Raw genomic sequence first — 21,953 nt, forward strand, 5'->3', positions numbered from 1 at the left:
AATAACAGAGGAGTGTATTCATAATCATAATTATTCTTGTTTAAACTAATCCAAAATTAAAAACAAAAAATTATTAATAAAATACTAAGAATTCGGGTAGAGTAACGAAATCGTTACTCTACCCTCATAGGTCTTATTATCTCAAGAGGCTAGCGGCAATAACGATACGTTGAACTTCACTGGTACCTTCATAGATCTCAGTAATTTTGGCATCACGCATCATGCGCTCAACAGGATACTCTCTGGTATAACCATAGCCACCGAAGATTTGAACGGCTTTGGTGGTAACTGCCATAGCAGTTTCAGCAGCATGTAATTTAGCCATTGCAGATTGCTTACTATAAGGCACTTTGGCATCTTTCAGATATGCAGCTTGATATACTAACAATCTAGCAGCTTCAATTTGAGTAGCCATGTCAGCTATCATCCAAGCAATACCTTGGTTTGCGGAAATAGGCTTGCCAAATTGCTCACGAATTTTACTATATTCTACTGCAGCGTCTAAAGCGCCCTGAGCAATACCTAAAGCTTGGGAGGCAATACCAATACGGCCGCCGTCCAAAGTCATCATAACTTGTTTGAAGCCAGCACCCAGTTCTCCTAACAGGTTTTCTTTAGGAATTCTGCAGTTTTCAAATACTAATTCGTAGGTTGCGGATGCACGAATACCCATTTTATGTTCTTTTTTACCAAAGCTAAAGCCAGGGGTACCTTTCTCAACGATGAACATGGAAATACCTTTAGCTTTTTTCTCTTTATCGGTAACTGCAATTACGATATAGGTATCAGCATAGTAACCGTTGGTAATAAATATTTTGTTACCATTAATTACCCACTCATCACCATCTAAAACAGCGGTGGTCTTTTGACCAACAGCGTCAGAACCAGCACCAGGTTCAGTTAAACCAAGAGCACCAATTTTTTGACCATTGGCTAGAGGAACTAAATATTTTTTCTTTTGTTCTTCAGTACCAAAGGCATAAATGGGCCATGCACAAAGGGAAGTATGAGCGGAAACAAGAACGCCACTGGAAGCACAAACGCGGCTTAATTCTTCAACAACGATTGCATAGCTAAGGTTATCCATGCCAGCGCCTTCGTATTCATCAGAGAAAGGAACACCAGTCAGGCCTAATTCAGCCATTTTACCCCATAAGCTCCAATCATACTGTTCATTCTCATCCATTTCAGCAGCTTTGGCTTTAATTTCGCCCTCTGCAAAGTCACGAACCGCTTTACGAAGCATTTCTTGCTCTTCAGTTAGTGTAAAATTCATACATTTTTCCTCCTCTATTTAACTTTTTTCCACGACAGGCGGTTTATATATACAGTGTATAAAACTACACTGTCGATAGACATTTTAACTATTTTGAAATTAGGAATTTCATTGGTAATTAACCAATGAAATTCCTATTTTAAGTTAATGATTATTTACCAACAAAACTTGCCTTTCTCTTTTCCACAAAGGCAGTCATACCTTCTTTTTGGTCAGCAGTTGCAAAGCACAGACCAAATACTTCTGCTTCATAAGCCATGCCTTTATCAACATCCATTTCCAAGCCTTGATTAACTGCAGCTTTGGAAAGACGTACAGCTACTTGGCCCTTGGAAGCTATCTTACCCGCCATTTTTTTGCAGAATTCAAGGAGTTGATCTTCTGGAACTACATGGTTAACTAAACCAATACGATGAGCATCTGCAGCACCAATTACATCAGCTGTAAAGATTAATTCTTTTGCCCGTCCTTTTCCTACTAAACGGGGCAGTCTCTGGGTTCCAGCAAAACCGGGAGTAATACCAAGCCCTACTTCGGGTTGTCCAAACTTACTTTTTTCTGAGGCTACTCTTATATCACAGGACATTGCTAATTCACAGCCACCACCCAGTGCAAAACCATTGATAGCTGCAATAACTGGTTTCTCCATATATTCTAGCTTTTTGAATACTTCCTGACCTAGAATGCCAAAATTACGGGCTTCAAGGGCAGACATTTTTTGCATAGCAGTGATATCAGCACCAGCCACAAAGGCTTTATCTCCAGCACCTTTAAGGATTACAACGAAAATCTCGTCGTCAGCACTGATTACATCTATCGCCTGACCAAGATCCTTAAGAACATCTGGATTCAAAGCATTGAGTGCCTTTGGACGGTTGATGGTCAACAAAGCAATATTGCCTTCTTTTTCAAGGAGAAGAGTATTAAATTCCATTAAGTTGACCTCCTGAATTATTTATTGTACTCGTAGAAACCTTTGCCAGACTTGCGACCTAACCAACCAGCTTTTACATATTGACGAAGCAGTGGGCAAGGACGATACTTGGAGTCTCCATAGCCTTCATGCAGAACGTTCATAATGGCAAGTACAGTGTCCAAACCAATAAGGTCAGCTAATGCAAGGGGTCCCATAGGATGGTTCATACCAAGTTTCATAACTTCATCAATACCTTCGGGAGAAGCTACACCTTCGTAAACACAGTAAATAGCTTCGTTAATCATCAATTGAAGTACACGGTTTGATACGAAACCAGGAACGTCATTAACCTCAACGGGAACTTTGCCTAGCTTAACGCTCATTTCTTCAATGGTCTTGTAGCATTCATCGGTTGTGGCAAGACCACGGATAATTTCAACCAATTTCATTACTGGTACAGGGTTCATGAAGTGCATACCGATTACTTGAGCTGGACGTTTGGTTGTTGCAGCGATTTCAGTGATTGGTAAAGAAGAGGTGTTAGTTGCTAGAATTGCATGGGGGGGACAAATTTGATCTAATTCAGAGAAAATTTTTGCTTTAATGGACATATTTTCAACTGCAGCTTCAACTACTAAATCGCAATCAGCAGCATCTTGAAGACTAGTTGAAGGAATAATACGAGCAAGAATAGCATCCTTCTCTTCAGCAGTCATTCTGCCCTTATCAACGTTACGGGTCAAATTCTTTGTAATATTTTTAATGCCTCTTTCAACAAATTCTGGAGCTATATCGTTTTGAACAGTAATAACACCAGCCTGAGCGAAAACCTGTGCAATACCACTACCCATTTGGCCAGCGCCAATTACCATTACCTTTTTAATTTCCATGATTGTCCTCCTCTACTAATAACTAGTATTTAATGGTGGTTCATTCCACCTTAATCATCATTGCATCACCTTGAGCTGCTCCGCTACAGATGCAAGCAATACCATAACCGCCACCACGTGCTCTTAGGGCAAAGACTAAGTGCATCAATATACGGGCACCAGTGGCACCAATTGGATGTCCATAGGCAATGTCTCCACCATCAACATTAACTCGATTTGGATCCCAGCCTGCAATCTTACCACTGGTCAGAGCTACTGCCGTAAAGGCTTCGTTGGCTTCAATTAAAGCGATATCATCGATAGTCATGTTATTTTGTTTTAGGAGTTTGAGCGTTGCTAAACCAGAAACCGTAGCTATGTATCTAGCTTCTTGAGAAACTTCGGCATGACCTACAATAGTGGCCAAGGGTTTGATCCCCAGTTCATCAGCCTTTTCTCGGGCCATCAGTACTAGAGCTCCAGCACCATCGTTAACACCAGGAGCATTACCAGCAGTAACTGTACCTTTTTCATCAAATATCGGCGGCAAATTCGCCAACATTTCCATGGTAGTTTCTGGTCTGGGACCTTCATCTGTATCAATAATGGTTAACCCATATTTGCCAAGGATTTCTACTGAAACAATTTCTTCTTTTAATCGTCCTGCCTTAATTGCTTCAGACGCATACAATTGACTACGTAAAGCCCACTCATCCTGTGCTTCCCTACTTAGACCAAATTCACTAGCTACTTCTGAAACGTGAATAGCCATATGTCGATCATAGAAGGAACACCATAGTCCATCATTAATCATGAGGTCTTTTACTTTCTGATCCATCATACGAGCACCCCAACGCATCCCAGGAAGAAAATATGGGGCATTACTCATACTTTCCATACCACCGGCTACCGCAATATCAATCTCACCTAAGCGGATAGCTTTATCAGCTAATGAGACCGAAGTCAAGCCAGAAGAACAAACTTTATTTACTGTGATGGAAGGAACTTCCCAAGGAAAGCCTGCTTTACGAGTTGCTTGACGGGAAGTAATCTGACCGCAACCACCCTGAAGAACTTGCCCCATATATACATAATCTATATGTTCTGGGGATACACCAGCACGTTTGACTGCCTCAGCCATTGCAATTCCGCCTAAATCTACGGCCTGAAGTGTCTTTAAAGCACCGGCAAACTTTCCAAAGGGTGTACGAGCAGCACTAACAATTACTGTTTCCTTCATCAAACTACACTTCCTTAGTCAAGAATGTCCCATTCATAGACATAAGAGCCCCGCAGATTAATATCCGGCGGGGCTCTAGGCTCTCATCACAGATCTTTTTTATGGCTTGTAATTTAAAACTAGTTATTTGATACCTGCCGTCTCACAGGAGTACTCTTTACTAGCTTCTGAGAGACTAGCATATTATGAAGCTTGTTTGTTTGTCCACACCGCGGGCATTTTATCTCCAGTACCTGACAATCACGGTACCTCGCTAATAGTTTCTGACATTTTGCGCAACGGAAATCCTGCAACCTCCGCTCACTCCTTTTTAGCTAATTTATTGAGGTAGTCTAATACACGTACTTACTTAAATAAATGCCACGCGGGAACGTTGAATTAAGCTAGAAGTTTCTTAAGTTCTTCTTTGAGTAGGGGTACAACTTCAAAAAGATCTCCTACGATACCATAATCAGCTACCTTAAAGATGTTAGCCTCAGGATCCTTATTGATAGCTACGATGCATTTGGAGGAGCTCATACCTGCTAAGTGTTGGATTGCACCGGAAATACCACAAGCAATATAGAGGTTAGGAGATACTGTTTTACCAGTTTGACCAACCTGTTGAGCTTGGGGATACCAACCAGCGTCTACCACTGCACGTGAACAACCCACAGCAGCACCAAGGGTATCAGCAAAATCTTCAAGCAACTTCATGTTTTCAGGACCTTTAACACCGCGACCAGCAGAAACGATAATGCTTGCCTCTGTAAGTTCTGGACGAGAGGAAATTGCCATTGCAACTTCTTTAACAACCTGACGAATATCTCCGGTTGCTTCTACACTTACTACCTCAGCTTGTTTTCCAGCTTGGGGCTCATTAATTGCCAACACGTTTGGACGCATAGCAGCAACTACTGGACGAGCTTCAGGGCAGGAAGCTGTTACAAAGGCTTTACCAGCATAGATAGGACGATCAAATACTAACTGACCACCGTCAACCTTAACACTTACGCAATCTGAAACCATACCAGTTTCCAAACGTTGAGCTAAAGAAGCACCCAGGTCACGACCTACGGCTGTATATCCAAAGAAGATAGCAGTGGGATCATTAGCTTTTGCTAAATCCGCCAGTGTGCTTACATAAGCATCATTTGTATATTCAGTTAATTTATCGTTATCAGCTACGAAAACTTTGTCTGCTCCATACTCACCAAGGGCAGCAGCCAGACCAGTAACATCTTTACCAAATAACACAGCACATAGTTCTTCTCCTAGGCTGTCAGCTAATCCACGACCTGCACTTAATAATTCATAAGTAACTTTTTTGATTTTGCCATCACGTTGTTCTGCAAATACCCAAATACCTTTTGCCATTGGCCTTTCCCTCCTTTATATTACTTTTGCTTCTTCGCGCAGAAGTTTTGCTACTTGACTAGCAGCTACGGCAGGTTCTTCTGTAATAACCTTTCCTGCAGCTCTGGCTTCTGGCATGTAGATATTTAAGGTTTTTACTTTTGCTGCTACAGCTGCAGCATCCAGACCTATGGCACCTAAATCAACTTTGTCAATTTTCTTTTTCTTAGCCTGCATGATACCCTTCATGGATGGGTAGCGAGGCTCGTTTAAGCCTTTCTGACAAGTTACAACTGCTGGTAGAGGAACTTCTATGATAGCAGTACCACCATCTATTTCGGTAGTAGCAGTGGCTTTTCCGCCAGCAACTTCCAACTTGATTGCTAAGTTGACTAAAGGAACATTTAAACCTTGGGCTACACGGCTAGCTACTTGGGCAGAACCATCATCAATTGCTCTCCAACCAGCTAATACTAGATCATATTCCATACCGCCAATAGCTTTTGCCAATGCAGCGGCTACGCCATACTCATCAGCATCAGCCAGAGCAGCATCTTCAATTACATAACCTTTATTGGCGCCCATGGCTAGGGCTTGACGTACAGTTTGCTCAACAGCTGAACCTACAGAAACGACTGTCACTTCACCTTTATTGGCTTCTGCAATTTTCAGGGCCTCTTCAATGGCAAACTCGTCATAGGGGTTAATAATTTGGGTGATACCGTCACTGTTAATTTTACCATTAGCAATTTTGATAGCTGCTTCGGTATCAAAGACTTGTTTAAGTAACACTAAGATTTTCATACGCACCCTCCTTTTTACTTATATAAAATTATGAGCGTTATTTTGTTTTAGGCTCATAATTTTAGAACATTTTTAGTACTCTTATGACATTATTCTTTGCAATTTTCATACCAAGGTTGTCCCTATTGCTACCAACCCAAGCATACTAATGTTTTTGCAGAAATATTCGTTAAATTAGCTTGTTACTCATTTAGCAAACGTTTCTTATTCGCAACAGTTTGCCGGTTTTTGATTATTTCTATTTGCTGCAATAGAGAAAAGATTTAGTCATTTTCGTTGTATGAAACCAGCTTAAAAAGACCTTTGTTTATGAATTTCATATATTCAAAAAAGTCTTAAAACGGTTCTGGAAATAACTAATTACTTATAGAAAAAATATTCCTACTACAATTGAACCCCCTTTCGTCTGTTTCCCTAATGCAACAAAAAATGTAATTATGCAACATACTCAAGAAATAGATTATTCAAAGGTAAATTGTAGAATCTAACTAGTTATCGATATAAGGGTGTAGTTTCACCCTTATATCGATAAGATTTTACTGGAGGTTCCTTTCAACCAGTTCAGCAAGATCAAAAGCTCTTACTTTTTCAGTTGCTTCTTTATCTTTAATACCATCTTCCATCATAGTTAGACAGAATGGACAGTTAGTTGCTATGATCTCAGCATTTGTTTCTAAAGCCTGTTCAGTACGCATAACATTAATTCTTGTTCCATGTTCTTCTAACCACATCCGTCCACCACCGGCACCACAACAAAAGCCCTTGGTTTTGTTTCTGGACATTTCAACTAAATTGATTCCTGGCAGTGTACTAATAATTTGTCGGGGAGCTTCGTATTCATTTTGGTAACGACCCAAGAAACAGGAATCATGATAAGTAATCTTTTTGAGAGCATCAGCTTGTTTAAACTTTAATTTACCTTGTTTAATTAATTGGCTAATTAACTGAGTGTGGTGTATTACTTCATAATTTCCACCAAATTGAGGATACTCGTCCTTCAATACTGTTAGACAGTGTGGGCAGGTAGTAACGATTTTCTTAACACCATAACCGTTTAGAGCTTCTATATTACCGTTAATTAATTCTTGAGCTAAATATTCATTTCCTAAACGCCTTGCGGAGTCACCACAACATTTTTCTTCTGGACCAAGAATTGCAAAATTAACTCCTGCTGCTTTCATAATTTTAACTAAAGAGGTTGCTACCTTTTGACTACGATCATCAAAGGCACCAGCACATCCGGTGAAGTAAACTATATCAACGTTACTATCATCACTTAACAATTTAACATCTAAATCCTTAGCCCAATCACCCCTGGAGTTCCAGCCAACACCCCATGGATTGTAGTTACGTTCCATATTTGTAAAGGCCAACTGAGCCTCTGCTGGAAAATCACTTTCCATAAGTACAAGGTTTTGTCTCATTTGAATAATCTTAGGAACATGCTCGTTCATTACTGGGCATTGCTCCATGCAGCTAGCACAGTTGGTGCAATCCCAAATTTCCTCTGGGCTAAAGACATCCGGCACCAGGTTCTTTTCCAAAACTTCACTGGTAGCAGCAGTTTCCTCAGCAACTAAATCTGAGATAGTTGTAGTTCCTAATCTGGGTCCCATAGCCTTTGCTGTCTCATCAACATGTAGTCTCAGTTTATGAATTAAGTGTTTTGGTGACAGATGCTTACCACTAAGATAAGCTGGGCAGTTAGCTTGACAACGTCCACACTCTGCACAAGCATAACCTTCCATTAAATCTTTCCAAGTAAAATGTTCTAATTTAGCCACACCATATTGTTCAACACTCTCATCTTCAAAGTTGATGGGCTGAATCATGCCTCCCCTAGGCTTTAAGGTACGGAAAAAGATATTTAAGGGTGCAAAAACAGGGTGTACGTGGGGTGAATAACGGAAAAATACCATAAACCCAGATGCAAATATTGTACTTACCCAGAATGAAACTTGATATCCAGTTGCCAAGCTAGATTCGGACATACCACTAAACAAATTTGCAAAAAATGAAGTAAATGGAGCTAAGGCATATACAGTATTTTGTTCCAGTGCTGCTTTAAAGCCAGACCCTACGAATACAGAAGCTAGCAATATTGTCAGACCACTAACCATTATCAAGATTAAGTTTTCTGCTGGAGTACCAAAGGCCTCGGGTTCCAGTCTTTCAACTTTTGATACCCAACGACGCCAACCCGAATACAATATTCCTATAATTGCTATAATTCCGAATATATCGGTCAATAAATAAAATACAGAATTATTACTAACAAAAGGAATTACAATACCGGGAAATAATGATGATAACATAAATTCTACAATTCTCAAACCAGCTATTGAAGCACCGCCAAAGATCATGATGTGCATAATGCCACCATCTGCTTCGTTTAGAACCCTTTTTTGTCCTAAAACATTTACTAAAACACCCTTTAACCTTTCTTCAATATTATCCATTCGGTCTTCTTTCTTGCCTAAATAAGCTGCATTAAGTCGTTCTTGTATGCCTTTGACCATATTAAAAATTCCAAAGGCAATTATAGCAGCGAAAACAAGAATTTTAATTGGACTCATATCTACCTCTCCCTTCAATATTTATTTATTAAGAACCTAATAAGTTCTTAACAAAACTAAATTATTGCAATCTTCATACCAAGATTGTCCTACCCAGTGTTTAATCCGACAAACCAAGGATTTTAGCTAATTAAATAATCATAGTGTTTGCAACATTCATAACAATAGTAGCATTTTCTCAACAAGACCAATGACACACGCATTTTTATTTAATTCAATAGTCTCAAAAGTTATCAGTTTTGGCATAACATATTCACCAAATTTACGAGAGATTAGCCGTTATTATTAAAATATTTACAAAAATCATAAAATTAAGTCTTATACAAAAACAAAGATCGCTTTTCATCCTTAATTGCCAGTATAAATCGCCTTGTAATATTTGTTTCTAAATTACAACAAGATATTGCATTTTAGAAACAAATATTTATTTACAAGGCTTTGGAAATTCCATACTTAGCGGCCTTACGAACAATTGTCGATGCATCTACCTTTAATACTTTAGCCATCTGCCGTGTTGTTCTGCACTCTGCATAGGCCCTTTCCAATACCTGTCTTTCTACACTTTCCACAGCATCCTTAAGGGGCATTAGACCTGAAACTTGTACATTTAAACTCTCTAAATTACCCCCTCCTAAATTTGACGGTAAATCATCCTTCGTAAGTATATCCCTAGAAGTTACTACGACTAATCTTTCTATTAAATTCTCTAATTCTCTAACATTACCTGGCCAATCATACCTCATGAGGACATCAATCATGTCTTGGGAGATCCTCTTATTAAGTTTATATTTTAGATTAAACATTAGAACAAAATGTGTGATCAATGCAGGAATATCTTCTTTTCTTTCCCGCAGCGGCGGGACATTAACCGGCACAACATTCAAACGATAATATAAATCTTCCCTAAACTCTTTATTCTGCACCATCTCTAGTAAATTTCGATTAGTGCCAGCTAGTATTCGAGCATCAATTTTAAGGGGTTTTTCTCCCCCTACCCGAACTATTTCTCGACTTTGCAAGACTCTGAGAAGTTTTACCTGTAGATTAAGTGGTAAGTCACCAATTTCATCCAAAAATAATGTTCCACCCATAGCTAATTCAAAATATCCAGCTTTACCTTGTTTTTTAGCTCCTGTAAAGGCCCCATAATCATAACCAAAGAGTTCCGACTCCAATAAATTTTCTGGTATAGCTCCACAATTTACCTTGATAAATGGGCCATCATTTCGTGCACTGTTTTTATGTAACGTTTCAGCAATTAGCTCTTTACCAGTTCCAGATTCACCAGTTATTAAGATCGTTGAATCTACTTTTGCCAGTCTCATAATAAGACCCATTAAATCCTTCATTTTAGCTGAGTGAACTACCATTTTTTCTGAACCTGCATAACGTAAAGTACGTAATTGTTTTTCATAATGTAAGCTTAATCCCCGCGCTTGTTCCAATTCTTGTTTTAGCATATTAAGTTCAGTAATATCACGGACGTTACAAACAACTCTAAAAATTGCCCCATTTCTATCAAAAACGGGATTACCTGTAGCTAAAGTTGTCTTACCGCTCTTATTTTGTTGGATAATTGTTACTGGCTCTTTGTGTTCTAAAACCAAGGCAGTTACAGATTCAGATACAATTCCTTCCTTTATTATGTCATTGATATGTCGTCCTAAAAAGACCGAACTGTCTACTCCTGTTATACGTTCGTAGGCTTTATTAACTCGAAGAGTAAAACCATCACCATTTGTTATATATAGTCCATCGAAAGAAGATTCAATAATTGCATCTAATTCCTGGTTTAGCTCCTTAACATACTTTAATTCTCTAGATACCCTCTCCAATTCAGAAAAATGTTGAAACACTGCCACAGCCCCAATGATTTTATCTTTCATCTTAATTGGTGAGATGTTGGAAATAAAGCAGTGATTATTTAACATAATCTTTTGCATATGTTCTTCTTTACCTGTTTGAATAACATCCATCATGCCACTATTTGGGAATAACTCATTAATATTTTTACCCTTGACATCTTTAGCGGTCAGTCCAAGAAATCTTTCAGCTGATTGATTGAATACCTTGATGTTTCCCTCTTCATCTACAGAGACAATTAGGTCATAGATAGCGTTGATTATTGTATCAAGTTCACATGAAATACCCCTGTAAAAATCCATGAAAACACTTAATAAATCAGTGCGGGTTATCATGCCAATTACTTGGTTGTGTTCCACTATAGGCAACCAACCTAAATCTTGTATTAGGTTACTATCCACTTCATCATCCGGATGGCCAATACTGACTTCAAGACCCATCAATTGACCGACAGGAGTTAATATATTAAATCCTTGGCTTACTAATTGATAGATTTGGTTTTTAGTAAAAAGACCTATAATATCACCATTATTATCGATTACCGGTGCTCCATCTACCTGGTGTTTTAAAAAAATTTTTGCAGCTTCCTGCACCGTTTGTTGCGGTGTTAGGGTAATTGGATTAGATGTCATGATTTCTCGAAGCTTCACTTCAACCACCTCAACCTAACCTTAACACAATTTGGAGATAAATGAAATGTTTATTTATTCTGAATAATAGGACAATATTCGACAAAAAAATTTAATATTGTCGAACTTAGAATATTAAAAATTGAACCCAGAAGAGTTCTTCTAGGTTCAATTAATTGTTATTTATTTTGCTTCTTTTTCTTCTTTAGCCTTTTTAATTACCATTTCTGCTTCACGACCTGAGAACTCTTCATAACTAGAAAACTCCATTGTAAAAGAACCACGACCTTGAGTCATAGATTTTAAGTCAATGGCATACCTATACATTTCTGATAAGGGAACTTGGGCCCTGACTATAACATATTTACCCATTGGTTCTGTACCTAGTACACGACCCCGTTTTGTATTAAAGTCACTAATAATATCTCCCATGAAGTTCTCTGGAACAGTAACCTCGACATTTTGTATAGGTTCTAATAAAACAGGGCTAGCTTGTTCACACCCTTTTTTAAAGGCTAAATGGGCTGCTATTTTGAAAGCCATTTCTGATGAATCTACTGGGTGATAGGATCCATCGTATAATGTAGCTTTTAGACCTGTTACAGGAAATCCTGCTAAAACTCCTTCTTCAAGGGCTTCTCTAAGGCCCTTTTCTACTGCTGGGAAGAAGTTTCTAGGTACAGCTCCGCCAAAGACTTCTTCACCAAAAACAAAGTGTTCATCTGTCGGTTCAAAGCGGATCCATGCATGGCCATATTGACCTCTACCACCGGATTGTTTCTTGTGTTTTCCTTCCACTTCAACCTTTTTACGTATAGTCTCGCGATAAGGAACTCTGGCTTCCTCTAATGTTACATCAACACCATATTTTTTCTTTAGTCTATCCACCATGATCTGGGTCTGAGCCTCTCCCATGGTAATTAACAGTGTTTGTTTGGTTTCTGTATTTTTCTGAATTTTAACAGTAGGATCTTCATCCATTAACTTAAGTAAAGCGTCACCAAGCTTGTCTTCATCATTCTTACTTTTTGGCAAAACAGCAATGGTTAAGGTTGGTGCAGGGAAATCTATACCATCTAACAATTCAGTCTTATCTTTATGAGCCAGTGTATCTCCAGTGGAAGTATCCTGTAGTTTAACTAGTACGGCTAAATCCCCACAGGGAACAGTTTCCGTTGGAACAGATGTTTTGCCGCGAACGTAAAGGATCTGGCTAATCTTTTCAGGCTTATCTTTAGAAACATTGACAATTGGTGTATCATTTTTCAATTGACCTCTAAAGACCTTAAAGAAATTCATCTTTCCTACATAGGGGTCAGCAATGGTCTTAAATACTAAGGATGAAACCGGACCATCCTCAACCTTGGGTACTGGGAAGTATTCTGCAATAAAATCAAGTATTTGAGCCACACCGATATTTTTAGTAGCACTGCAAGCTAGAACAGGTACAACTTTACCCATTGCCAGTGACTTCTGGAAACCATCGCTAATCTCATCAGCGGTAAGCTCTTCTCCCTCTAAGTATTTCATAGTCAGATCATCGTCACCTTCAGCAGCGGCTTCTATAAGGGTTTCATAATAAAGTTCCACTTGATCTGTCAAATCATTAGAAAGACTAGTTTCTTTCCCCTTTCCTTCTCCTTCAAAGGCATTTTTACCAATTACACTAACAACACCCTTAAAATCATTGAAGGAACCAATGGGCAATTGAATCGGAACAAAGTTTGCTTGAAATTTATCCTTTAATTCATCGACAACCTTGTCAAAGTTCGCATTTTCACGATCCATCTTATTAATGACTACAATCTTTGGTAAGTTTGGTGTCATGTCCCAGATAGTTTCGTGTTGTACTTGAACACCATCTACCGCAGATACCACAAAGAGAGCGCCTTCCGCAACACGTAAAGAACCTTTAACTTCACCAATAAAATCAGAAAATCCTGGTGTATCCAGTAAATTTATTTTCGTGTTATTCCATTCAACCGGAACTAGACTTGTATGGATGGTCATCTTGCGTGCGGTCTCTTCTGGATGATAATCAGAAACAGTTGTACCGTCATCTACTCTACCAAGTCTTGAAAGAGTACCGGTGTTAAACAACATAGCTTCTACCAAAGATGTCTTGCCAGAACCGCCGTGGGCCACCACTGCAACATTTCGGAGTTGGTTGGATTGGTAATTTTTCAAAGTTCAGGCCTCCTTTTTGTAAATAATGGTATCCCTAATTGGTAATTTATATACCCTTACCCATTATTTGTTCAGCAATGAGTATGAGGTAATTGAAAATTTAAATTATGTTAACATTTCTACATCTGTTATCCAATTCCTCTAAATTTAACGAAAATTGATATAAATTTTTAGAAGGTCATATTCTTTAGGTCTTCTTTTCATACAGGTGGTTAGTCAATCATACACATAATAAAGGATTATCTGGCTTGGCCAGTGCGAAAGGAAAATGGACATGTCTCGACAATCTTTTGTGACCGGTGCATTAATTCTGCTATCTGCAAGTTTTATAAACAGATTGATTGGTTTTATTTACCAAATGATCATAATTCGATTAATAAAACCCGAAGGGGTTGGCTTGTTCAACATGGTTTTTCCCATCTATATACTAGTTATGGTGCTGGCTACCATGGGTATCCCAGTTGCCATTGCTAAATTGGTTGCAGAGGAGATTGCTAGAAACAATATAAGTGGGGCAAATAGAATTTTTAAAATATGTTTAGCCATATTAATAATTTCCAGTATTATTTTTACAGCCTTATTAATCATATGTGCACCGTTATTAACTAAATATTTGTTTCCAAATCCGAAAGTTTATTATATCTTTCTATGTCTTGTCCCTGGAATTATCATCGTTTCTATCTGTTCAGCCTTCCGTGGTTATTTTCAAGGTTTACAACAAATGACGCCAACTGCCATAACTCAAACATTGGAGCAGATAGTGAGAGTTGGCTCTGGTTTGTTAATTGCTTATCTTTTGTTACCAAGAGGCATAGAATACGCTACTATGGGTGCTGCATTAGGAGTTGTCATTGGTGAGTTCACTGGTTGTCTAACTATGGTTTATCTCTATTTCAACCGGCAAAGACCCTATTCTATAGGAACACCTATCTACAAAGAGCCTGTCAGAACATCCTTAACACGAATATTTGGACTAGGTATACCCGTTACATTAACTAGGTTCTTCAGTACATTACTACTCTCAGTAGAAGCTGTTTTAATACCCCAACGACTGCGGGCAGCAGGCATGTCAGTAAGCGAAGCAACTTCAGTATACGGGCAATTAGTCGGTATTGCTGAAACATTACTGTATACACCATCTATGATCACCATTGCTTTAGCCACAGCACTCATACCTGCTATATCAGATGCCCTAGCCCTAAATAATCACGGATTGGTGCAAAATCGGACGTCCAAGGCTTTGCGCATAACCATCGGAGTTGGCCTACCATGTATTGTAGTTTTCGTTTTACTGCCTAGGGAGATGTGTGGTGTACTGTTTGGCTACCCAGATGCCGGAATAATGTTAGCTGCTCTGGCCATAGGTGGCCCCTTCCTATATTTTCAACAAACAACAACAGGTATATTACAAGGGCTGGGCGAAGCCATGAAACCTTTTAAAAATATGGCTGTTGCCTCGACCATTAAAATAATGGGATTGTATTACTTAATTCCTATTCCGCAATTGGGTGTACTGGGAGCTGCTATTTCCACAAGTTTAGGGTTTATGATTATGGCATTATTAAACTATATTGATTTACGCAAACTAATTGGCTATCAAATTCATTGGTCCCACGATATAGTAAAACCTTCCCTAGCAGCTATTGGTATGGGTATTGTGATTTGGCAAATTAAAATATTTTTGTCTTTTTCACCTTTAGTTACTTTACTAATCTCTTTACCAGTGGGTTGTATTGCTTATCTATTCATTTTATTCTTGCTAGGAGGAATTCACCGAGAAGATTTTAATTTAATTAAAAATATTATTGGCAGGCGTATCTAACATCATTATGGTTTTTTCACCAAAATCTTTGCAAAATATTATTATCCAAAGAATCATAAACTATCAACAGAAAACAGATTAATATGTCCCTGAACCTATCTCATTACGTAACCTTTTTTTCTTGCCGAATGCCAGCTCAGGGTTAAGATTCATCATTACTGAATGGCACTCTGATAGAATGAATATTCGGTTAGAAAAACTTGGCTTGCCTCATACCTAAAATCAGAATGTAATATGCTATCTGATATGCCAAAATATTTTACTAGGGGGAATGGTCATGGGTCGTGAGAAAGTTATGAATTGGAAAATGAAGCATTATGCTGCTAGTCAGCAAGGAGTGGAAGGTTTAGTTCAAGGTGAACATAGTGACTATGGCAATTTAACCTCCCGCCAATGCGGAAATTTTGTAAGAATAGCTTTAGAAAGAGCTAATGAATTAGTATAAAAAAGCCCTCTTAATAGAGAGCTTCAAGGGACTACTTGGTCGGCAACCAGCCGGCCATTTTATTTTTGAATGCATAGTCCGTTAAGTCTAGATGTAAAGGGGTGATTGAAACATATCCATCATTAACAGCAGTAGCATCGGTCTCAGAATCATCATCTAGATTATATGGTTCCCCTGCCATCCAAAAATAAGTATTACCCCTGGGATCTACTCTTTGATCAAAACATTTTATATACCGTCTACGGGCCAAACGGGTAAGACGTATGCCCCTTCCATCATAGTTATTAGGAATATTAATATTTAGTAATATTCCTTCATCAAGGGGGTTCTTTAAGACTAATGGGATAAACTCTTTCATGAAGTCTGCTGCTGGTTTATAATTAAGGTTTTCCCAATCTGCCAGAGAAACTGCAATGGCTGGAACATGATTTATAATAGCTTCGTAGGCGGCTGATACGGTTCCAGAATATAATACATCAGTTCCTAAATTAGGACCTAAATTTATGCCCGAAACTACTAGATCTGGTGGCTTATCGAGTAGAGACTCTAGACCTAACTTGACACAATCTGCAGGGGTCCCATCTATGACCCATCCCTTTGCATTACCTGACTTAAACCTATGGGTCTTTGCCCTTAGGGGACGAGTTACCGTAATACCATGACCACAGGCACTTCTTTCACGGTCCGGAGCCACTACATAAACCTCAGAAGCAATTTGCTCCAAAGCTTTTCTCAGTTCCCCTATGCCGTCTGCATAAATGCCATCGTCGTTGGAAATTAGAATCCGCAATTTACGACCTCCTAAGTTTCATAAATTGATATTGTCATATTACCATTCTTATCTTTTGTAAGACCAAAAATTACTTGTTTTTCTTTTAATGTCCGATTTAAAAAATCTACCACTTTATACATCTCTGCATAATTGGTAAAGCTCTTTTGGGCGATTAACTCAAGCTTATCCGCACCTTTTTTCTCAGAACTCATAAAATCCCCCCACTTTAGCTGTTAGCTTTTAGCCGTCAGTCTTTAGCTTTTAGCCAGTAATAAAATGGCTAACGGCCAATGGCTAATAGCTAACGACTTGACCCCAAAGACTATCTCTTTAGTATAAGACTAAGGGCTTCTGAGCGTGATGCTTCATTTTTTTTGAAAATACCACGAACTGCAGAGGTAACAGTATGTGCTCCTGGGGATCTCACACCCCTCATAGACATACAAAGATGTTCCGCCTCCACAACAACTAATACACCATATGGATTAAGTTTAGACATGATAGCATCTGCAATTTGTGTAGTTAACCGTTCCTGAAGTTGGGGTCGGCGGGCATATCCATTGACTAGTCTAGCCAATTTAGATAGTCCTGTAACGTTTCCGTTCCTCGGTATATAACAAACATGTGCTTTGCCTATGAAAGGGATTAAGTGATGTTCACACATACTAAAAAGCCTTATATCCTTGACCAACACCATTTCCTCATGCTGTTCCGAAAAGGTTTTAGCTAAGTGTTCTTGTGGATCTTCTTCTAACCCTGCAAATATTTCTTGATACATCTTTGCTACCCTTGCAGGGGTTTCAACAAGTCCCTCTCTTTTTGGATCTTCTCCTATTGCTTCAAGAATCATTTTAACAGCTTTTTCTATTTTCGGTAGATCAAACATTGTCTCAACTCCTTATAAATGCCCCATCATCAAATGTGTTTGTGGAACTATCCTTACATTTTTTAGTGTCTTAAGTGCTAACTCTTGTATCGAGAGAATATAATTGTTGCTCGGGGGTAAAATACCTCCCTTTGGTGTTACTGGTTGTAATACCAGTTCTATACTTTGGTCTATGTTTTTTATTATTTGAATAGCTTGTTCTAACTCAGAAAAAGTGGTATCAGAAGAAACTACTAACTTAACATAAACATCTTTTTGGGAGGCAACCTTTAGAAACTCTTTGTGCCTTTCCCAAGGGGTATTTTCTCGAGTAGAACTGTGAAGTTTTATATCCATACTGATTATATCAATTATGTTAATTACTGAAGCTAATTTATCTGGAAGTGTACCATTGGTTTCTAAAAAAATTCCGCGACGGGTTCCTTGAATATGTGGAACCAATTGTTTTATATATTCTGTATGTAAAAGTGGTTCACCACCTGTAAGACTAATGGAATGATGCCTCTCTAAATTATAATAATCTTTAATTAGTTCACCCATCATTGCAGGTTCCACAGGGTTTTCGAGTTTCAAGAAGTCCCTAAGACCCGGAGTCTTTTCTAATAAAAAATATTTTGGTTTAATATCTGTCTGGGTATCACAAAAAGCACATTGCCAATTACAGCCAACAAATCGAATAAAGACCTGTCTGTTTCCAACGTATGGACCTTCACCCTGAACAGAAGAAAAAACCTCATGAAAAAACAACTAATTTACCCCCCTAACCTTACACCGTGCCGCGCGGATACTTTTAATTTCAGATGCATATTTTTGAGCTATTATTTCACCAAAAGGGAGTATTTCTTCCTCAGACAAGCCCAAATCAACTAAGCCAATTGTAGGTACAGGTGTATTTAGAGAAGAAATATTTAACCCTGTATGGATCATTGTTGATACAGGACTTGCCGTAGCAATGGATACAGATAATTTAAAATCGCCTCTGAAAAGATCATCACCCCTACGTGAAAACGTAATTCCAGTTTTTTCTTCGATAATCTCTTTTATAATTGCTATAAAGAGTCTCTGGCGTACAACAGTAGTCTCTAAACTATGATCAAAATGCTCTATAATAAAATGTAGCATGTCTTCGCTAAAAATCGGGGCATTTTCTCGGACATCAGCTAAATCTACCATTTCTGTTAGTGCCACCTGACATTTGCCTCTGAAACAAAGAATACTATCTCCCTGTAAGCCGTAGTTTCGAAAGGCAAACAAGGAAGATAATTGTGTACCATCATAGTTTAATGGTAATTTTAGAACCTGTGCTATCAATCTATTCCCCTCCAGAATAAGTTGCAAATATGTTTTGTGGGAGGTCAATATTAAGATGTTGAAAAGCTCTAATCATACGAAGACAGCTTTCACATTTCCCACACATTTGAGTCGTCCCTTGGTAGCAACTCCAAATCAATTTCCAAGGTAACTGCAACCTTTCCCCAAGTGCTACAATTTCTTTTTTATCTAACCGCCCTGTATAACTTAAAACTTTAACTTTATTAGCAGTGGAATAATACATAGCTTTTGTGGCTGCAAGAGAAAATTCCGGCGTATTATCAGAAAAAGTAGCAGCTTCCTCACGATTAAAACCTGCTATGACAAGATCACAATTAAGTGTTTCTGCAAAACAGGCTGCAATATTGACAAATAAACCATTACGATTTGGTACCCAGACTGCTGCCGCAGTTTGAGTAGCTAAATCCAATCTATCCAAATTCTGAGTTTCTGGTTCTGGTAACTTCTTATCTTCATTCACCAGAGCTGTTTTAGTAATATCAGCCAACCATGGCAGTTGTATAACTCTATGTGGGATATTATAAAACTTGGCTAGGTTAATTGCAGCTTCAATTTCTCGCTGGGCAGCTCGCTGACCATAATCGATTGTAAGAGCCAGTTTTACATCACCCTCTGTTTGAGCATAGGCTAGGTTTACTGCTGAATCCAAGCCTCCAGAAAGTAAAACCAAACTATTCATTTAAGTATCCTCCCGATAGGTAGCATAGGCATCAGGAGACTCCCACACAGAAACTTCTTTTAGTTTTACATCCGCCTCAATATTGGCCACCCTTTGAGCTAATGCTTTATAAATATAGTAGGATATATTCTCAGCCGTAGGGTTTACCCCATCTTCTCCAAAACCCGGTAAATCATTTAAAAAACTATGATCAAATTGATCTACAATGGAAGCCAGTTGTCTTTTAATATCTTTAAAATCAACTAACATGCCAAGTTCATCTAATTTATTACCAAAGACTTTTACTTCAATAGTCCAAGTATGTCCGTGGAGTCTTGCACAATCACCGGGATAACCACAAAGAACATGGGCGGCGGAGAATTTACTCTTTACTGTTAATTCAAACATGCGTCTTCCTCCTTAAAAATAGTATTTCTCCCGGCCCTAAACTTTACTATATTTCTCCTCAACCTTTAATCTCCCTGCTAATTACTACAAAATAATTTTAAAAATAGCTATCAGCTAAAAAGCAAAGGCTTAACGCCTTTGCTTTTTAGCCTGCCAATCCGAAAGCTTTTTCATAGCATTCGGTAGCTTCTTTTATCTTACCCTGTTCTACCAATATTTCACCCCGCAACCCCCAGGCTTGATGATTATTTGGTTCTTTGTCTAGTATTTTCATAACATTATGGAAGGCCTCCTCTATTCGACCTCGACTTTCTAAACAAAGACTATAGTTTAAGAGAAAGGTGCAATTTTCAGGAGATATTTTTAATGCCATTTCATAATTAAGCAATGCTGTTATATAATCATTATTTTTTTCATAACAAATACCTAAATTGTTGTGGAGGGTAGCATCATCTGGGTAAGTTTTAATAGCACTCTTGTAGCATTCAATTGCTTTTTCTACCAATCCCAAATATTTATAACAAGAAGCCATGTTACTTAACAAAGTCAGATCCTTGGGTAAGTATTGACGAGCAACTTCATAACAAACCAATGCTTCTTCGTATCGCCCCAAGTGAAATAAACTATAACCTTTATTGTTTAGTAGTTCTGGACTGTTATATCCTAAAAATTGAGCTTCATTGTAATGGGATATAGCTTCTAGATGAATGTTAAGCTTACTTAAACAAAGACCGGTATTGAATAATATAACTGGATCAGGACGCCCTGAGGCCATGGAGCGTTGGAAGCATTTAAGGGCTTCATGATACCTCCCGTTCTCCAAGCAATAAAGCCCCCTATTGTTAAATTCTGAAGAAATATCCCCTGATGAGGTATCAGAAGTAGTTTTTAATTTCTCAGGTAACACATAAATTTTTAAATCTTGTTGTCCCCATTTATTAGGTTTTAGTCCGCTGTTTTTAGACCTTTCCAACCAATAAATAAAGCTTCCCGTGCCAAGGCCAGAGTTAGCTTTTTTGCAATGTAGTGCCGCTCGATCAATTTGACCCATCTTTAAATAGATACGACTTGCCTGTAGATGTAAGTTGGTACTATCTTTGCTGAAGTTGATAGCTTTTTCAAGGTAACGTAAGGCTGCCTTACCAGCCCCCGCTGCTTCATACAAGCAGGCTAAACTTTGATAAAAATTAACCTTATTAAAGGCATTAACAATCAGTTCTTTAAACCTTCGCATCCTAGCACCGCTCCTTTATAATAATAAAGATTAAATTCTGGGGCTAGGTAAGGTTATCCTGCCATTTATTCCCATTTTTAAACGTCAAATACTTTTTTAAAAAGACAATTTTCTTTTAATAAAGTTTTCTTTTATACATTCCATAGCCAAGGTCTCAAATGGTATATTATACTTAGAAAACATTAGGGGTGAGATATATCATGCAAGTTATGATAACTCCGAACAGGGAAATGGTTTCTTTTCAGGCGCAGTTGGAAGCTTTAATAAATCAGAACCTTTGTTTGGTAAAGCATGTATTATTCCCCAATTGTATTTATATAACTTCGGCAAAACATAATGATGAAGCTGAAGAAGATAATTTTTATTTAATTTTTGAAATCAAAAAGGATCGCGGCGGATTAATTCAGGCTAAAATTCATTTTTTCCAAATACCCCAATCAGCCAGAAACAAAAAACTAGGTTCAAAGGTATACAAGTTATTAGAAGGATATCTCCAATCTTTAGGATGCCTTTCCATCGAATTAGAAGCCAAGGTAAATACTTTGGACCCAAAAGATAACTCAGTTGGCTTTTGGGGTAGGCAAGGTTTTCTACCCAGTGTCCATTACGCCTTTGACGATGAAAACTTCCCCATGATTAAAAGATTTGTATAAAAAAGAAGGCTAATTTTGCCTTCTTTTTTTGGCCATGAGCTAAGATTT

At 38.2% G+C, this 21,953-nt stretch carries 21 protein-coding genes; 3 read left to right on the forward strand and 18 right to left on the reverse strand.

Annotation, left to right across the window (positions count from 1 at the left end; all coding sequences use genetic code 11):
• Positions 1–136: 136 nt before the first annotated feature.
• The 10 genes from ACYQ03_RS11930 to fusA form a co-directional block, all read right to left on the reverse strand.
• Positions 137–1,276 carry an acyl-CoA dehydrogenase gene (locus ACYQ03_RS11930; RefSeq protein ID WP_459910155.1) on the reverse strand — a complete coding sequence of 380 codons (1,140 nt, stop codon included), beginning with the start codon at positions 1,274–1,276 and terminating at the stop codon, positions 137–139.
• Positions 1,277–1,427: 151 nt separating this feature from the next.
• Positions 1,428–2,210, reverse strand: a complete 783-nt coding sequence (locus ACYQ03_RS11935; protein ID WP_459910156.1) for a short-chain-enoyl-CoA hydratase — start codon at positions 2,208–2,210, stop codon at positions 1,428–1,430.
• Positions 2,211–2,227: 17 nt separating this feature from the next.
• Entirely contained in the window at positions 2,228–3,082 is an 855-nt protein-coding gene (locus ACYQ03_RS11940; protein WP_459910157.1) for a 3-hydroxybutyryl-CoA dehydrogenase, read from the reverse strand.
• Positions 3,083–3,122: 40 nt separating this feature from the next.
• Positions 3,123–4,301: an acetyl-CoA C-acetyltransferase gene (locus ACYQ03_RS11945; RefSeq protein WP_459910158.1), complete on the reverse strand. Its 1,179-nt coding sequence runs from the start codon at positions 4,299–4,301 to the stop codon at positions 3,123–3,125.
• Between the two features lie 119 nt (positions 4,302–4,420).
• Positions 4,421–4,594, reverse strand: a complete 174-nt coding sequence (locus ACYQ03_RS11950) for a Com family DNA-binding transcriptional regulator (RefSeq protein ID WP_459910159.1) — start codon at positions 4,592–4,594, stop codon at positions 4,421–4,423.
• 85 nt (positions 4,595–4,679) lie between these two features.
• The gene (locus tag ACYQ03_RS11955; RefSeq protein ID WP_459910160.1) at positions 4,680–5,657 is read right to left on the reverse strand and encodes an electron transfer flavoprotein subunit alpha/FixB family protein; all 978 of its coding nucleotides are present in this window, start codon (positions 5,655–5,657) and stop codon (positions 4,680–4,682) included.
• A gap of 15 nt (positions 5,658–5,672) precedes the next feature.
• Complete coding sequence (locus tag ACYQ03_RS11960; protein WP_459910161.1) at positions 5,673–6,440, reverse strand: electron transfer flavoprotein subunit beta/FixA family protein; 768 nt, start codon at positions 6,438–6,440, stop codon at positions 5,673–5,675.
• A gap of 536 nt (positions 6,441–6,976) precedes the next feature.
• On the reverse strand, positions 6,977–9,016 hold the full coding sequence (locus ACYQ03_RS11965; protein ID WP_459910162.1) for a (Fe-S)-binding protein: 2,040 nt from the start codon (positions 9,014–9,016) through the stop codon (positions 6,977–6,979).
• A gap of 428 nt (positions 9,017–9,444) precedes the next feature.
• Positions 9,445–11,529, reverse strand: a complete 2,085-nt coding sequence (locus ACYQ03_RS11970) for a sigma 54-interacting transcriptional regulator (RefSeq protein WP_459910163.1) — start codon at positions 11,527–11,529, stop codon at positions 9,445–9,447.
• A 162-nt stretch (positions 11,530–11,691) separates the two neighbouring features.
• Positions 11,692–13,695, reverse strand: coding sequence for an elongation factor G (fusA, locus tag ACYQ03_RS11975; RefSeq protein WP_459910164.1), 2,004 nt, complete (start codon positions 13,693–13,695; stop codon positions 11,692–11,694).
• Between the two features lie 274 nt (positions 13,696–13,969).
• Here fusA and spoVB point away from each other — a divergent pair, with 274 nt between their 5' ends.
• Together spoVB and ACYQ03_RS11985 are read left to right on the forward strand one after the other, a co-directional pair.
• Positions 13,970–15,517 carry a stage V sporulation protein B gene (gene spoVB / locus ACYQ03_RS11980; RefSeq protein WP_459910165.1) on the forward strand — a complete coding sequence of 516 codons (1,548 nt, stop codon included), beginning with the start codon at positions 13,970–13,972 and terminating at the stop codon, positions 15,515–15,517.
• Positions 15,518–15,794: 277 nt separating this feature from the next.
• Positions 15,795–15,962: a small, acid-soluble spore protein, alpha/beta type gene (locus ACYQ03_RS11985; RefSeq protein WP_459910166.1), complete on the forward strand. Its 168-nt coding sequence runs from the start codon at positions 15,795–15,797 to the stop codon at positions 15,960–15,962.
• 31 nt (positions 15,963–15,993) lie between these two features.
• Here the strand turns inward: ACYQ03_RS11985 and surE are convergent, their stop codons facing one another.
• From surE to ACYQ03_RS12025, 8 genes are all read right to left on the reverse strand, one after another.
• Positions 15,994–16,752, reverse strand: a complete 759-nt coding sequence (gene surE / locus ACYQ03_RS11990; RefSeq protein ID WP_459910167.1) for a 5'/3'-nucleotidase SurE — start codon at positions 16,750–16,752, stop codon at positions 15,994–15,996.
• Positions 16,753–16,763: 11 nt separating this feature from the next.
• Positions 16,764–16,946 carry a YpmA family protein gene (locus ACYQ03_RS11995; protein ID WP_459910168.1) on the reverse strand — a complete coding sequence of 61 codons (183 nt, stop codon included), beginning with the start codon at positions 16,944–16,946 and terminating at the stop codon, positions 16,764–16,766.
• Positions 16,947–17,056: 110 nt separating this feature from the next.
• Complete coding sequence (gene folE / locus ACYQ03_RS12000; RefSeq protein WP_459910169.1) at positions 17,057–17,620, reverse strand: GTP cyclohydrolase I FolE; 564 nt, start codon at positions 17,618–17,620, stop codon at positions 17,057–17,059.
• Between the two features lie 12 nt (positions 17,621–17,632).
• Positions 17,633–18,367: a 7-carboxy-7-deazaguanine synthase QueE gene (locus ACYQ03_RS12005; RefSeq protein ID WP_459910170.1), complete on the reverse strand. Its 735-nt coding sequence runs from the start codon at positions 18,365–18,367 to the stop codon at positions 17,633–17,635.
• The gene (locus ACYQ03_RS12010) at positions 18,368–18,931 is read right to left on the reverse strand and encodes a DUF366 family protein (RefSeq protein WP_459910171.1); all 564 of its coding nucleotides are present in this window, start codon (positions 18,929–18,931) and stop codon (positions 18,368–18,370) included.
• 1 nt (position 18,932) lies between these two features.
• Positions 18,933–19,631 (reverse strand): 7-cyano-7-deazaguanine synthase QueC, encoded by a 699-nt coding sequence (queC, locus tag ACYQ03_RS12015; RefSeq protein ID WP_459910172.1) that lies wholly within the window; start codon positions 19,629–19,631, stop codon positions 18,933–18,935.
• Complete coding sequence (gene queD / locus ACYQ03_RS12020; RefSeq protein WP_459910173.1) at positions 19,632–20,018, reverse strand: 6-carboxytetrahydropterin synthase QueD; 387 nt, start codon at positions 20,016–20,018, stop codon at positions 19,632–19,634.
• Positions 20,019–20,163: 145 nt separating this feature from the next.
• Positions 20,164–21,252, reverse strand: a complete 1,089-nt coding sequence (locus tag ACYQ03_RS12025) for a tetratricopeptide repeat protein (protein WP_459910174.1) — start codon at positions 21,250–21,252, stop codon at positions 20,164–20,166.
• A gap of 200 nt (positions 21,253–21,452) precedes the next feature.
• On the opposite strand from ACYQ03_RS12025, the gene ACYQ03_RS12030 reads away from it, so the two are divergent.
• Positions 21,453–21,905, forward strand: a complete 453-nt coding sequence (locus ACYQ03_RS12030) for a GNAT family protein (protein WP_459910175.1) — start codon at positions 21,453–21,455, stop codon at positions 21,903–21,905.
• The last annotated feature ends 48 nt before the right edge of the window (positions 21,906–21,953 follow it).

The organism is Desulfotomaculum defluvii (assembly GCF_054657375.1).

Bases quoted from the DNA above. Each gene is read 5' to 3' on its own strand.
- ACYQ03_RS12025 (WP_459910174.1), bottom strand. From the start codon at position 21,252: ATGCGAAGGTTTAAAGAACTGATTGTTAATGCCTTTAATAAGGTTAAT.
- ACYQ03_RS11930 (WP_459910155.1), bottom strand. From the start codon at position 1,276: ATGAATTTTACACTAACTGAAGAGCAAGAAATGCTTCGTAAAGCGGTT.
- queC (WP_459910172.1), bottom strand. From the start codon at position 19,631: ATGAATAGTTTGGTTTTACTTTCTGGAGGCTTGGATTCAGCAGTAAAC.
- ACYQ03_RS11955 (WP_459910160.1), bottom strand. From the start codon at position 5,657: ATGGCAAAAGGTATTTGGGTATTTGCAGAACAACGTGATGGCAAAATC.
- queD (WP_459910173.1), bottom strand. From the start codon at position 20,018: ATGTTTGAATTAACAGTAAAGAGTAAATTCTCCGCCGCCCATGTTCTT.
- ACYQ03_RS11940 (WP_459910157.1), bottom strand. From the start codon at position 3,082: ATGGAAATTAAAAAGGTAATGGTAATTGGCGCTGGCCAAATGGGTAGT.
- ACYQ03_RS11965 (WP_459910162.1), bottom strand. From the start codon at position 9,016: ATGAGTCCAATTAAAATTCTTGTTTTCGCTGCTATAATTGCCTTTGGA.
- ACYQ03_RS11945 (WP_459910158.1), bottom strand. From the start codon at position 4,301: ATGAAGGAAACAGTAATTGTTAGTGCTGCTCGTACACCCTTTGGAAAG.
- ACYQ03_RS11960 (WP_459910161.1), bottom strand. From the start codon at position 6,440: ATGAAAATCTTAGTGTTACTTAAACAAGTCTTTGATACCGAAGCAGCT.
- folE (WP_459910169.1), bottom strand. From the start codon at position 17,620: ATGTTTGATCTACCGAAAATAGAAAAAGCTGTTAAAATGATTCTTGAA.
- ACYQ03_RS11995 (WP_459910168.1), bottom strand. From the start codon at position 16,946: ATGAGTTCTGAGAAAAAAGGTGCGGATAAGCTTGAGTTAATCGCCCAA.
- spoVB (WP_459910165.1), top strand. From the start codon at position 13,970: ATGTCTCGACAATCTTTTGTGACCGGTGCATTAATTCTGCTATCTGCA.
- ACYQ03_RS11935 (WP_459910156.1), bottom strand. From the start codon at position 2,210: ATGGAATTTAATACTCTTCTCCTTGAAAAAGAAGGCAATATTGCTTTG.
- ACYQ03_RS12030 (WP_459910175.1), top strand. From the start codon at position 21,453: ATGCAAGTTATGATAACTCCGAACAGGGAAATGGTTTCTTTTCAGGCG.
- ACYQ03_RS11985 (WP_459910166.1), top strand. From the start codon at position 15,795: ATGGGTCGTGAGAAAGTTATGAATTGGAAAATGAAGCATTATGCTGCT.